We start from the raw sequence: 12,084 nt of genomic DNA, 5'->3' as shown, positions 1-12,084 counted from the left end.
ACTGATGACCACCCCGGCCGATCCTGTCCACAGCAACATCGAAGCACGCTTTCCGCAGGCAATGGAACGCGCCGCGCGCGTGCGCCTGATGGTGTTCGATGTGGACGGCGTATTGACCGACGGACGCTTGCTGGTCGGCCCCGAGGGCGAAATCAGCAAGGCGTTCGACACGCTCGACGGCCACGGCATCAAGCTGCTGGCACAGGCGGGGGTCACGCCAGCCATCATTACCGGACGGCAATCCGAAATCGTGGCCTGGCGCGCCGGGGAACTCGGCATCGAACATCTGTACCAAGGCGTAGCCGACAAGCGTGAGGCATTTGCCCACCTGCTGGCCGCCACGCAACTTCAAGCGGCCGACGCCGGCTACATGGGCGACGACTGGCCCGACCTGCCGGTGATGGCGATGGTGGGCTTTACCGCCTGCCCCGCCCAGGCCCATACCGAACTGCGCAGCCGCGCTCACTATGTCGCGCAAGCCACGGGCGGACGCGGCGCGGTGCGCGAAGTGGCCGACCTGATCCTCAAGGCCCAAGGCGCCTACGACGCCCTGCTCGCACAACTGCTGCGCGCCGCGCAACCTTCCTGACTCCATGGCCAGCGAACGCTCCCAACGCCTCGTCTCCTCCGTGCTGCAGATCATGCTGCGCGGGCTGCCGATCCTGCTGATGGCGATCGTCTGCGGCGTCACGTTCCTGCTTGTGCAGGTCAACACACCGCAAACCGACGAAGCCGCTACGCAGCCCAAGCGCCACATTCCCGACTACACCATGGACGGCATCTCGGCGACCGCGCTGGACGAGATCGGCACGACCAAATATCGGTTTACCGGCGTCCACATGAATCACTATGAGGACGACCTGACCTACGACGTCACGTACCCGGCGCTGTACGTCTATGCGCCCGACCGGCCGCAGGTCACCGCCCGCGCGGATCTCGGCAAAATGAACGGCGACGGCACGATCATCGATCTGTACAACAACGCCAAGGTCATCCGCGCGCAAGGGCCCGACGCCCGCCAGGACCCGCTGATGACGGCGGACTCGACCTACTTCCAGGTGCTGCTCAACGAGGACATCGTGCGCACCGACAAGCCGGTCGAACTGCACCGTGGGCCGTCGATCATGAACGCCAACGGCCTCACCTTCAACAACGTGACGCGCCAAGTACAATTGCTGGGCAATGTGCGCGGCCGAATCGAAGGGCTGGGGGCGCCGAAGCAGTAAACTCTGCCCCCGACACCTGACGACGCCCAACGACCGCGCCCACCCCTCACGTGATTCCCATGACTGATTCCCTCCGTGCCGCCGGCCTCGCCATCGTTGCTGCGCTGCTGCTTCCGGCCCTGCCCGCGCACGCCGAGCGCGCCGATCGCGACAAGCCGCTCGTGCTCGAAGCCGACAACGCCAGCTACGACGATCTGAAGCAGGTCTATCACTTGACCGGCAACGTGGTGCTGACCAAGGGCACCATGGTGCTGCGCTCCGACCAGGCCGATCTGCGGACGGACCCAGAGGGCTACAACTACGCGGTCGCCACGTCCAAGCCCGGGAACCTCGCCTTCATTCGCCAGAAGCGGGACAACGTCGACGAATACATCCAGGGTTGGGGCGAGCGCATCGAATACGACGGCAAGCAAGAGATCTCCAAGCTGATCACGCGCGCGCGCATGGAGCGCCTGCAAGGCGCCACACAGCTCGACGAGATCCGCGGCGCCGTGATTACGTATGACGGCCAGAAGGAGTTTTACACGGCCTCGGGTGGCGGGGAAAATGCGACCGCCGCCAACCCGTCGGGCCGTGTGCGCGCGGTTCTAGCACCGCGCACCAGCACCCCTGCTGCACCGGCATCCAACCCGGCCGCCAAGCCCTGATCTGCACCGCTCGCCATTTCTGCTTCGCCTATGTCCGCCACCACCCTCGCCCCCAAAACTGCAGCGCCGCAGGCCACGACTTCCAGCACGCTGGTCGTCCGCCATCTGAAGAAGCGCTACGGCACGCGCACGGTGGTGAAGGACGTGTCGCTTGACGTGAAGAGCGGTGAAGTGGTCGGTCTGCTGGGCCCCAATGGCGCCGGTAAAACGACCTCGTTCTACATGATCGTCGGCCTGGTGGCGCTGGACGCCGGCGACATCGTGCTCGACGGCGAGCACATCAGCCGCCTGCCGATCCACCAGCGTGCACGCATGGGCCTGTCGTATCTGCCGCAGGAAGCGTCCGTGTTCCGCAAGCTCAACGTGCAGGAAAACATCCGCGCGGTGCTCGAGCTGCAGGAGCAGAACGGCAAGAAGCTTTCGCAAGACGAAGTCAATCGCCGCCTCGACGGCTTGCTCGATGATTTGCAGATCGCTCATCTGCGTGACAACCCTGCGCTGTCGCTCTCGGGGGGCGAACGTCGCCGCGTGGAAATTGCCCGCGCGCTGGCCTCGTCGCCGCGCTTCATCCTGCTCGATGAACCGTTTGCGGGCGTCGACCCGATTGCGGTGGGCGAAATTCAGCGCATCGTCAGCTTCCTGAAAGACCGCAACATCGGGGTGCTGATCACCGATCACAACGTGCGTGAAACGCTGGGCATTTGCGATCACGCCTACATCATCAGTGAGGGCACCGTGCTGGCCGCCGGCATGCCCGAGCAAATCATCGAAAACGAGGATGTACGCAAGGTCTATCTGGGCGATAACTTCCGGATGTAAGCAGCGCTGCACGCTTACGCCTTAAGGACGTGGCAAAGGCGCACCTTAAAGCAAAATCCGTTCCATCGACGAAGTGTTGGGCATAGAATAGCCCGCATGAAACAGTCGCTCCAGCTCCGTCTCTCTCAGCATCTCGCGCTCACGCCGCAGTTGCAGCAATCGATCAGATTGCTGCAGTTGTCGACCATCGAACTGCAGCAGGAAGTTGAACAGGCCCTGACCGAAAACCCGCTGCTGGAGCGGGAAAACGAGTGGCTCGACACCTCCGCCCGCATTGGCGCAGACGGCTCCGTCAACGCGCTGCAAAGCAACAGCGCCACGCCCCTTCCCACTGAATCACCTCCGCCCGCACCCAACGGCGGCGACAGCAGCAACAGCTCGGACAGCAGCTACGAAAACGGCCACGACAACGGTGCCGATTTCGACAGCGATTACGGCTCCGACCGCTCCGACTGGAGCCTTGACGACTTCGCCCGCAAACCGCAATCCGATGAAGACGATCGTGCTCCGCTGCAGTTGCGCGAAGCCGAACAAAGCCTGCGCGAATTCCTCATGGAACAGCTCGCGCCGCTCAAGCTCTCGATGCGCGACAAGGGCCTCGTCATCTTCCTGATCGAGTCGCTCGACGATGAAGGCTATCTGTCGGGCACGCTCGACGAAATCCTCGCAGACCTGCCGACCGAACTCGAAGTCGAACTGGATGAACTGCAAGCCGCGCTGCGCATGCTGCAGAGCTTTGATCCACCGGGCATTGGCGCGCGCTCGGCAGCCGAATGCCTCTCGTTGCAACTGCATCGGCTCGACTCGCCCGCGAAGGCGCTGGCGCTCGTCATCGTCAATCAGCATCTCGAACTGCTGGCCGCGCGCGACTACACGCGCCTGAAGAAGGCCCTGTCCGTCGACGAGCCCGCGTTGAAGGCAGCGCATGAGCTGATTCGCTCACTGACACCATTTCCGGGTCATGCTTTCGGCCGTGCTGAAGCAGATTTCGTGGTGCCCGACGTGATCGTGCGAAAAACGAGCGCAGGCTGGATGGCGCAACTGAACCCCGACGTCATGCCGCGCTTGCGCATCAACGACATGTACGCGCAGATTCTGCGCAGCAGCCGTGGCGAGTCGGGCGCCGCCAATCTGCAGCAGAAGCTGCAGGAAGCACGTTGGCTGATCAAGAACATTCAACAGCGCTTCGATACGATCCTGCGTGTCTCGCAAGCCATTGTCGAGCGTCAAAAGAGCTTCTTCACGCACGGCGAAATCGCCATGCGCCCCTTGGTTTTGCGGGAAATAGCCGATACACTGGGTCTACACGAGTCCACGATCTCCCGTGTGACAACCAACAAATACATGGCGACCCCGATGGGGACGTTCGAGCTGAAGTACTTCTTCGGCAGCCATGTATCGACGGAAACCGGCGGGGCGGCGTCATCCACCGCGATACGCGCGCTCATCAAGCAACTTGTAGGAGCCGAAGACCCGAAGAATCCTCTGTCCGATAGCAGAATTGCCGAACTGTTAGGTGAACAAGGATTCGTGGTGGCCCGTCGGACGGTGGCCAAATACCGCGAAGCCCTCAAGATCCCTGCAGTGAATTTGCGCAAGTCTTTATAGCCGCATCGCGGGCAGTTCCGGTGCGGCTCATCTTGAGAAGGAGAACCGCTATGAACTTCAAACTCAGTGGACACCACCTGGACATCACGCCTGCTTTGCGTGAGTACGTGGAAACGAAACTGGAGCGTGTGATCAGGCACTTCGATCAGGTGATTGGCGTCAGCGTGTTGCTATCGGTCGATAACCACAAGGAGAAGGATCGGCGTCAGTACGCGGAAATCAACCTGCACCTCAAGGGTAAGGATGTCTTCGTCGAATCACACCATGAAGATCTTTATGCGGCCATCGACCTACTCGTCGATAAGCTCGACCGGCAAGTGATCAAATACAAGGACCGCGTGCAAGGGCACGATCGTGACAGCATGAAGCATCAGGCCTTCCAAGCCGTGCAGATGCAGCAATAGCAAGACCGCACCACAGAAACCGCGCCCCGAGGTGGCGCGGTTTTTTTTATGTGGTGGTGCATTCGTGACGAATCCGATTGCAACCGATTTAAGTCGGGCTAAAATCTGACGAAAGTATGAACGCTGGCGTGGCGCGGCTTTTGGCGCGATGCTGGCAAAAACAGGGTCGATGCCAAGAGCACATTGCCGGCACCGGCCGATTGCAGCCCTGGGGGATTCGCTTCTCTGCCCTGCGCGGTGCACCTCTAGTGCGCCGCACAAAGCCGCGCGGCGCGTGGTCTATAATGACCCGATTGTCCGTGCGCCATCTTGGTGCAGAAGGACGCCGCTCATTTCACGCATTGCACATGAATCGCTTGGCCAAACTGCTGCCGCCCGGGAACATTGCCCTCGACGTCAGCGTAACCAGCAAGAAGCGGGTATTTGAACAGGCCGGCCTGCTGTTCGAGAACAACCACGGCGTGACGCGCGCAGTTGTCACCGACAACCTGTTTGCGCGCGAGTCGCTGGGCTCCACGGGCCTGGGCGCCGGCGTGGCGATCCCGCACGGCCGCATCAAAGGGCTCAAACAACCGCTGGCAGCTTTCATGCGCCTGTCCGAACCGGTGCCCTTCGAGTCGCCTGACGGTAAACCTGTCTCACTACTGATTTTCCTGCTGGTGCCGGAACAGGCCACCCAGCAGCATCTGGAAATCCTGTCTGAAATCGCCCAGCTGCTGTCCGACCGCGACATGCGCGAAGGCCTCGCCACCCTGCCGTCGCCCGAGGCGATTCACCAGCTACTGACCGACTGGCGGCCCTGATCGCAACGCAATCGGGGGCAAGCGCAACCGATTGCGAACGCGCCATGCCCCGTCGGCACTACCGTGCCTTGCTATGGAACTGACCGGCGTCATCGCCCAATCGATCTTTGACGACAACGCAGCCGATCTGAAGCTGTCGTGGGTCGCCGGCCTGGAGGGCGCCGACCGCGCGTTCGACGTGGATTTCGCAAAGGAAGCGACCTCTGCTGCCGATCTGGTCGGACACTTGAACCTCATACACCCGAACCGCATTCAGGTGCTCGGCAAACCCGAGATCACCTATTACCAGCGCCTGTCGGAAGAAAACCGCAAGCGACAGATGGGCGAGTTGATCCTGCTGGAGCCGCCCTTCCTGGTGGTGGCCGATGGAGTGGATCCGCCCCCTGACCTGGAGCTGCGCTGCACGCGCTCTTCCACGCCGCTGTTCACGTCGCCGATTTCCTCAGCTGCCGTCATCGATCACCTGCGTCTGTATCTGTCTCGCATCTCGGCACCGCGCGTGACGATGCACGGGGTGTTTCTCGACATCCTGGGCATGGGCGTGCTGATCATGGGCGATTCGGGCCTCGGTAAAAGCGAATTGGGCCTGGAACTGATCTCGCGCGGTCATGGCTTGGTGGCCGACGATGCTGTCGATTTTGTCCGCCTGGGGCCGGACTTCATCGAAGGTCGCTGCCCGCCGCTGCTGCAGAATCTGCTGGAAGTGCGCGGACTGGGGTTGCTCGACATCAAGACGATCTTCGGTGAGACGGCTGTGCGCCGGAAGATGAAGATCAAGCTGATCGTCCAACTCGTGCGCCGCAACGATGGCGAATTCGAGCGCCTGCCGCTCGACTCGCAGTACCTCGACGTACTCGGGTTGCCGATCCACATGGTGAAGATCCAGGTGGCGGCCGGCCGCAACTTGGCCGTGCTGGTCGAAGCCGCCGTGCGCAACACGATCCTGCGCCTGCGCGGCATCGATACGTTGCGCGACTTCATGGACCGCCAACGCGCCGCCATGCAGGCCGAAGCCGCATCCCACTCGCCCCAGGGCCGCCTGCTTTAACAAAGCCGCCACAAAGTTTCGTATTCAGACCGGTTTACCCTAGTTTTCGCCGCGAAACGTCAACCCGACGTGCGGCCTTCCCGTTGTGGGAGGGAATGCGCCGAGCACACGCGGCGGCGTTCATCGCGAGCGCGGCGGCTTTTTCCGCCAGCTCTTCTGACGGTACCAAGGAGAATACGACGATGAAACAACTGATTGCCGCTTGCGCCCTGGCGCTCCCGTTCCTGGCCGGCCAGGCTTTCGCCCAAGGCAGCGCACCCGCAGCCGCGCCGACCGCCCCAGCAGCCAGGAATTCGCAGCAGGACAAGATGAAGCAATGCAACATGGACGCCGCCGGCAAGAAAGGCGACGAGCGTAAGGCTTTCATGAAGGGCTGCCTGTCGGACAAGCCGGCAGCTGCCGCCAAGCCGATGACGCAGCAGGAAAAGATGGCTGCCTGCTCCAAGGCCAACAAGGGCAAGAAGGGCGACGAGTACAAGAACGCCCAGAAAGAGTGCCTCTCGAAAGGCTGAGCGTTCCCTTAGCCTCGCTTAAACAAAGGCGGCCGGATCGGTCGCCTTTTTTGTTGGTCGCTGCTTTGCAATACAGGGATGCTATCCTCGCGGCATGCGGATCATTCTCATCACCGGTATGTCGGGTTCAGGGAAATCGGTCGCCCTGAACGTACTCGAAGACGCAGGTTACTACTGCGTCGACAACCTGCCCGCGCAGTTCATCCCCGAACTGGCGCGCTATCTGGCGGACCAGGGCTATACGCATCTTGGCGTGGCCACTGACATCCGCAGCCGTGAGTCACTGCGCAAGGTGCCCGAGACGGTCACCGTGCTGCGCAAGGAACACGACGTTCGCATGCTGTTTTTGACGGCGAGCACGAACGCGCTGGTGCAGCGCTATTCCGAGACGCGCCGCAGGCATCCGCTGTCGATCCGTAACGGCCGCCCGGATGCCGCCGCCAATGTTCAGGCCGCCGCCAAGGGTCTCGACACCTCGCTGATCGAAGCGATCGAGATGGAGCGCGAGTTGCTCAGCCCGCTCGCCGATCCGGCACATCGCATCGACACCAGCACGCTGCGCACCAACGCCTTGCGCGCGTACATCAAAGAATTCATCAGCGACGAGCCGCACGACATCACGTTAATGTTCGAATCGTTCGGCTTCAAGCATGGCGTGCCGACCGACGCCGATCTCGTCTTCGACGTGCGTTCACTGCCCAACCCGTACTACGACACGCAATTGCGCCCACTCACGGGCCGCGATCAGCCCGTCATCGATTTCCTGCAAAGTCAGCCGATGGTCCTTGCGATGGCAGAAGACATCCGCGCCTACGTGGAAAAGTGGCTGCCGAGTTTCATCGCCGACAACCGCAGCTACCTGACCGTCGCAATCGGCTGCACGGGAGGTCAACATCGCTCGGTGTACATCGCGGAACGGCTTGCCACGTACTTCCGCGCGCATGGTAATGTGTTGGTCCGCCACCGCGAATTGGCCGTAGACGGCTGAGCGCGCCGGAAATCTACCGCGCGAATCCGTCCCGTTTGGATGCGGCTTCTTGCGCGGCGCCACGCGAAGGTCTTGCCGCCGCCTGCTGAAAGCCCGTCCATGCAAGAAGACATCGCTCTCTCTCCGTTCTCGCCGCTGCCGCCACTGCCCACCGAGTTGCCGCTGTTTCCGTTGCACACGGTGCTGTTTCCGGGCGGTCTTCTCCCGCTGCGCATTTTCGAAGCCCGCTACATGGACATGGTGCGCACGTGCCTGCGCGACAAGACGCCGTTCGGCGTCTGCCTGATCGAACGCGGCAACGAGGTCGGCACCACCGACAACCCGACTGTCCCGGTTGACGTGGGCTGCATTGCCCACATCACCGAATGCGATATGGAGCAGCTCGGCCTGCTGATGATCAAGGTGCGTGGCACGCAGCGCTTCAAGGTGCTGTCGTTCGAGACGACGCCAGACGGCCTCATGCGCGGCACGGTTGAGCCGATCGGCGCCGACGTGGAAGACTGCAAAGGCGAACTCTTCGACGATTGCGTGGGCGCCCTGCGCCGCATCATCACGACGCTCGGCTCGCGCGAAGACGGCAACATCCCGATGGTCGAACCCTACGAGTGGAACAGCCCGAGCTGGGTCGCGAATCGGCTATGCGAGCTGCTGCCGGTGCCGCTCAAGGCCAAGCAGAAATTGATGGAGCTGATGGACGCCGGCATGCGCATCGAGATTGTCCATCGCTACATGAAGCAGCATCACATTCTGTGAAGCCAACGCAGCCAAGCCTGCCCGTGTTGCTCAGATCAGGCTTGGCTGTACCAGCGTCTCGAGCGCCAATTTCACCGGCGCAGGCAATCCCACTGAATTGAGTTGTGCAAGCGGTACCCAGCGCCAGTCGTCGTCGAGCGCGGCGGGGGCGGCGATCTTCGCGCGCAGTAAATGCATGTGCAGACGGAAGTGCGTGAAAGTGTGCGTGAGCGCGCCGGCCGCCTCGACGGTCGAGACGTCGCCATAGGCCTGCGCGGCACGACGCACGGTGCCCACATCCAGCGGATGCGCGTCGAGCGCGTCGTCCATCTCGCCCACCAGCGGCAACGACCACAAGCCGCCCCAGATACCGCGTTGCGGGCGACGCTGCAGCAACACCGCGTCGGCGTGCAGCGCGATGACAAGGGTGGCGGCGCGCTCGGGTATCGCCTTGCGCGGGCGCGGCACGGGCAGCTCCATCACGCGACCGGTACTGCGCGCTTCGCATAGCGATTCGAGCGGACAAGGCCGTTCGCCGCTCAGGCATGCGGGCTTGCCGCGCGTGCACACCGTGGCACCGAGATCCATCAAACCCTGCGTGTACGGTTGAATGCCCTCTGCCGGCGGCAGCACGGCTTCGGCGATGCGCCACATGGTGTCTTCGACGCGCTTGTCGCCGGGAAAGCCGTCAATGCCGAACACGCGTGCGAAGACGCGCTTGACGTTGCCATCGAGAATGGCCGCGCGCACGCCATACGAAAACGCTGCGATGGCCGCCGCGGTCGAGCGGCCAATGCCCGGCAGCGTCGCTAGCACGTCGGGATCGCGCGGAAAGATGCCGCCGTGTTCTGCCACCACGATTTGCGCGCAGCGATGCAGGTTGCGTGCGCGCGTGTAGTAGCCGAGGCCGGCCCACGCAGTCATCACGTCGTCTGCCGGCGCAGCGGCCAGCGCCTGCACGGTCGGGAAGCGCTCGATGAAGCGGGCGTAGTAGCCCAGCACCGCGCTCACCTGCGTCTGCTGCAGCATGATCTCTGAAAGCCACGTGCGATAGGCGTCGCCGGTGTTCTGCCACGGCAGATGGTGGCGGCCATGACGCTGCTGCCAGGCGATCACGCGCGTGGCGAAATCGTCAGGAAGCGGCGGCAATACGGGAACGGGCTGAGCAACGCGGCGCGTGCGGCGAGGGCTGGCGGTCATGCGTGTGATGGAAAAGCGGCGGACGGAACGTGCACGCTGGCGGCGATCCTACCAGAACGAAAAAAGCGCCCTCAGGCGCCCTCTCCGTAACGAACGATGCGCGTCAGGCCGCGAACGACTGACGTTCCAGGATGGTCCCGGCCGCGAGAATGCGGTCGGTGTACTGAGCGATCGTCCCGCTGCGCTCATCGAGCGTGTTGAGCAACGCTTCAAGTTCGGTGATGCGCGCTTCGAGCGTATCGGTGGCCTCGTGAATGCGCTCGATCGAATCCACACGCTTGCGCAGTTGCTTCTGGTGATCGCGCACCTGCGCTTCGAGCGGCGTCATGACCGACTTCAGCCAGATCTCGATGTCGCGGTTCATGTCCTGGAAGGTATCCAGCACGCGGCTGGCCACCGTCGAGAATGCACCGTGCACGAGTTGCGGCTTCGGACGCGTCAGGAAGCTGAACGCGCCAAAGTGGTTGTGCGCGAGCATCAGCGTCTCTTTCAGATCGGCGTCGTAGCGCGTGCCCAAAAAGCGCAGCGGCGGCGACAGCGTGAAGCCGTGCTCGGCGTTGAACTTCTTGTACATGCCGTCAACCATCTGGTGCAGTTGGTCGATGCGATTCGCTGCATCGCGCACCAGGCCGGTCAGGTGGCCGAACAGCTTGTCCATGTCGTCGCGCAGGCCGCGCGAGAACACGCGCTCTTTCATCTTCTCGCGCGCCTCGCGCATCGTCGAGCGGATCTGCTTGAGCTGCACGCTCTTGATGATCTCCGCGCTGTGGCGGCCGAACACCGTGCGCAACGCCTGGAACTTGGCGATGCTTTGCTCGAACTCTTCCTTCTCGCCCTGCACGCGCATCAGCATGTGCTTGACCATCGTGTGGTTCTTGCCGCGCAGGCCGCGCAGCTCGAACAACTGCTCGACGATGTCGCGGCGGCGCATTTGCAGCAGTTGCTGCGCACCGGCGGCCATGTCCTTCACCGCCAGCTGGACCTGCTCGGTAACGATCTCGCGACGCTGCGGAATCAGCTGATCCGACAGCACCGACTCCAGCTCCGGCAGCCGGCTCTTGGCGAGCAGTTCGTGATCGTGGCTGACCTTCGCCAGCAAGCCCTTCTGCGCCGACACCGGATACACGCGCTCGACATCGATATCGAGCACCTGCGCCGTCGTCATGATCTGGCGGCTGACTTCGCTCTCGACTTCTTCTTCAGACTTGAGCGGATCCCACAGGCCATCGACCTTGTTGAGTACCGCGATGCAGCCCTTGCGCTGACCACCGCCCACATGCGAGCGCCACAGTTCCAGGTCGCTCTTGGTCACGCCGGCGTCCGCTGCCAGCACGAACACGACGACATGCGCATCCGGAATCAGGCGCAGCGTCAGTTCCGGCTCGGTACCGATGGCGTTCAGGCCCGGCGTATCCAGGATCACCAGCCCCTGCTTGAGCATCGGGTGCGGGAAATTGATGATCGCGTGCCGCCACTTCGACACTTCGACCGTGCCGGCGGCATCCACCGAAAACGCGGCGTCGGGGTCGGCGTCGTTATAGAGGCCCAGCTGCTCGGCTTCTTCCTTGGGCACGCGCACGGTTTCCACCACATGGCGGAACGCTTCGAGCATGCCCTCGGGCGACGACGGATCGAGCGGCACCGACAGCCAATGGCTTTCGGCATCACGAAAGTCGGCGGTCGACGCATCGTGCAGGCGCGTCTCGATCGGCAGCAGACGGATCGACGGCGGATAGCTTTCGTCGTACATCAGCTCGGTCGGACACATCGTGGTCCGGCCCGCCGACGACGGCAGGATGCGGCGGCCAAAGTCCGCAAAGAAGATGGCGTTGATCAGCTCGCTCTTGCCGCGAGAGAACTCGGCAATGAAAGCGACCTTGAGCTTGTCGCTGCGCAGCACGCCCCGGATGCGCTGCGCGCGCATGTCGGCCTGGGCGTCGTACAGCTCCTGCGCTTGCAGCCAGTCCTGGAATTCCCCCACCGACTGCAGTACCGAAGCGCGCCAGGCGCTGTACTGCTCGAACTGTGTGCTCAGTGTGTTGTTCATCGTTCTGTCTTATTTTGTGTGCGCGACCCGACCGCCAAAAAAATGCGCGC

The 12,084-nt window shown here is 62.7% G+C and carries 13 protein-coding genes; 11 read left to right on the top strand and 2 right to left on the bottom strand.

Annotated elements, in window-relative coordinates; translation table 11 throughout:
• Positions 1-4 precede the first annotated feature (4 nt).
• From AAHM38_RS19245 to AAHM38_RS19195, 11 genes are all read left to right on the top strand, one after another.
• Positions 5-589: a KdsC family phosphatase gene (locus AAHM38_RS19245; RefSeq protein ID WP_116576618.1), complete on the top strand. Its 585-nt coding sequence runs from the start codon at positions 5-7 to the stop codon at positions 587-589.
• Positions 590-593: 4 nt separating this feature from the next.
• Entirely contained in the window at positions 594-1,226 is a 633-nt protein-coding gene (gene lptC, locus AAHM38_RS19240) for an LPS export ABC transporter periplasmic protein LptC (protein WP_116576619.1), read from the top strand.
• A gap of 59 nt (positions 1,227-1,285) precedes the next feature.
• Positions 1,286-1,873, top strand: a complete 588-nt coding sequence (lptA, locus tag AAHM38_RS19235; RefSeq protein WP_116576620.1) for a lipopolysaccharide transport periplasmic protein LptA — start codon at positions 1,286-1,288, stop codon at positions 1,871-1,873.
• A 30-nt stretch (positions 1,874-1,903) separates the two neighbouring features.
• Positions 1,904-2,692, top strand: a complete 789-nt coding sequence (gene lptB, locus AAHM38_RS19230; RefSeq protein ID WP_004633384.1) for an LPS export ABC transporter ATP-binding protein — start codon at positions 1,904-1,906, stop codon at positions 2,690-2,692.
• A 96-nt stretch (positions 2,693-2,788) separates the two neighbouring features.
• Positions 2,789-4,300 carry an RNA polymerase factor sigma-54 gene (locus tag AAHM38_RS19225; RefSeq protein WP_012761098.1) on the top strand — a complete coding sequence of 504 codons (1,512 nt, stop codon included), beginning with the start codon at positions 2,789-2,791 and terminating at the stop codon, positions 4,298-4,300.
• A gap of 50 nt (positions 4,301-4,350) precedes the next feature.
• Positions 4,351-4,704, top strand: coding sequence for a ribosome hibernation-promoting factor, HPF/YfiA family (gene hpf / locus AAHM38_RS19220; protein ID WP_004633388.1), 354 nt, complete (start codon positions 4,351-4,353; stop codon positions 4,702-4,704).
• A gap of 347 nt (positions 4,705-5,051) precedes the next feature.
• Complete coding sequence (gene ptsN, locus AAHM38_RS19215) at positions 5,052-5,507, top strand: PTS IIA-like nitrogen regulatory protein PtsN (RefSeq protein WP_012761097.1); 456 nt, start codon at positions 5,052-5,054, stop codon at positions 5,505-5,507.
• Between the two features lie 73 nt (positions 5,508-5,580).
• A complete protein-coding gene (gene hprK / locus AAHM38_RS19210; RefSeq protein WP_004633393.1) occupies positions 5,581-6,555 on the top strand; it encodes an HPr(Ser) kinase/phosphatase in 975 nt (324 codons plus the stop codon).
• A 182-nt stretch (positions 6,556-6,737) separates the two neighbouring features.
• Positions 6,738-7,067, top strand: coding sequence for a PsiF family protein (locus AAHM38_RS19205; protein WP_012761096.1), 330 nt, complete (start codon positions 6,738-6,740; stop codon positions 7,065-7,067).
• A 94-nt stretch (positions 7,068-7,161) separates the two neighbouring features.
• Positions 7,162-8,055, top strand: coding sequence for an RNase adapter RapZ (gene rapZ / locus AAHM38_RS19200; protein WP_012761095.1), 894 nt, complete (start codon positions 7,162-7,164; stop codon positions 8,053-8,055).
• A gap of 99 nt (positions 8,056-8,154) precedes the next feature.
• The gene (locus AAHM38_RS19195) at positions 8,155-8,808 is read left to right on the top strand and encodes an LON peptidase substrate-binding domain-containing protein (protein WP_116576653.1); all 654 of its coding nucleotides are present in this window, start codon (positions 8,155-8,157) and stop codon (positions 8,806-8,808) included.
• Between the two features lie 30 nt (positions 8,809-8,838).
• Here AAHM38_RS19195 and mutY read toward each other — a convergent pair whose 3' ends face one another.
• On the bottom strand, positions 8,839-9,987 hold the full coding sequence (mutY, locus tag AAHM38_RS19190) for an A/G-specific adenine glycosylase (protein WP_116576621.1): 1,149 nt from the start codon (positions 9,985-9,987) through the stop codon (positions 8,839-8,841).
• Between the two features lie 103 nt (positions 9,988-10,090).
• On the bottom strand, positions 10,091-12,034 hold the full coding sequence (locus tag AAHM38_RS19185) for a dynamin-like GTPase family protein (RefSeq protein WP_027678307.1): 1,944 nt from the start codon (positions 12,032-12,034) through the stop codon (positions 10,091-10,093).
• Positions 12,035-12,084: the final 50 nt, after the last annotated feature.

This window comes from Ralstonia sp. OTU4908 (assembly GCF_038440115.1).
Classification (GTDB): Bacteria; Pseudomonadota; Gammaproteobacteria; order Burkholderiales; family Burkholderiaceae; genus Ralstonia; species Ralstonia pickettii.
Note: the sequence above shows the minus strand (reverse complement) of the source record. Positions and strands in the feature narration are given on the sequence as shown.

Excerpts from the sequence above, each read along its gene's own strand:
- AAHM38_RS19225 (WP_012761098.1), top strand. The coding sequence starts at position 2,789 with ATGAAACAGTCGCTCCAGCTCCGTCTCTCTCAGCATCTCGCGCTCACG.
- ptsN (WP_012761097.1), top strand. The coding sequence starts at position 5,052 with ATGAATCGCTTGGCCAAACTGCTGCCGCCCGGGAACATTGCCCTCGAC.
- AAHM38_RS19195 (WP_116576653.1), top strand. The coding sequence starts at position 8,155 with ATGCAAGAAGACATCGCTCTCTCTCCGTTCTCGCCGCTGCCGCCACTG.
- hprK (WP_004633393.1), top strand. The coding sequence starts at position 5,581 with ATGGAACTGACCGGCGTCATCGCCCAATCGATCTTTGACGACAACGCA.
- lptC (WP_116576619.1), top strand. The coding sequence starts at position 594 with ATGGCCAGCGAACGCTCCCAACGCCTCGTCTCCTCCGTGCTGCAGATC.
- AAHM38_RS19185 (WP_027678307.1), bottom strand. The coding sequence starts at position 12,034 with ATGAACAACACACTGAGCACACAGTTCGAGCAGTACAGCGCCTGGCGC.
- hpf (WP_004633388.1), top strand. The coding sequence starts at position 4,351 with ATGAACTTCAAACTCAGTGGACACCACCTGGACATCACGCCTGCTTTG.
- AAHM38_RS19245 (WP_116576618.1), top strand. The coding sequence starts at position 5 with ATGACCACCCCGGCCGATCCTGTCCACAGCAACATCGAAGCACGCTTT.
- rapZ (WP_012761095.1), top strand. The coding sequence starts at position 7,162 with ATGCGGATCATTCTCATCACCGGTATGTCGGGTTCAGGGAAATCGGTC.
- mutY (WP_116576621.1), bottom strand. The coding sequence starts at position 9,987 with ATGACCGCCAGCCCTCGCCGCACGCGCCGCGTTGCTCAGCCCGTTCCC.
- lptB (WP_004633384.1), top strand. The coding sequence starts at position 1,904 with ATGTCCGCCACCACCCTCGCCCCCAAAACTGCAGCGCCGCAGGCCACG.
- lptA (WP_116576620.1), top strand. The coding sequence starts at position 1,286 with ATGACTGATTCCCTCCGTGCCGCCGGCCTCGCCATCGTTGCTGCGCTG.
- AAHM38_RS19205 (WP_012761096.1), top strand. The coding sequence starts at position 6,738 with ATGAAACAACTGATTGCCGCTTGCGCCCTGGCGCTCCCGTTCCTGGCC.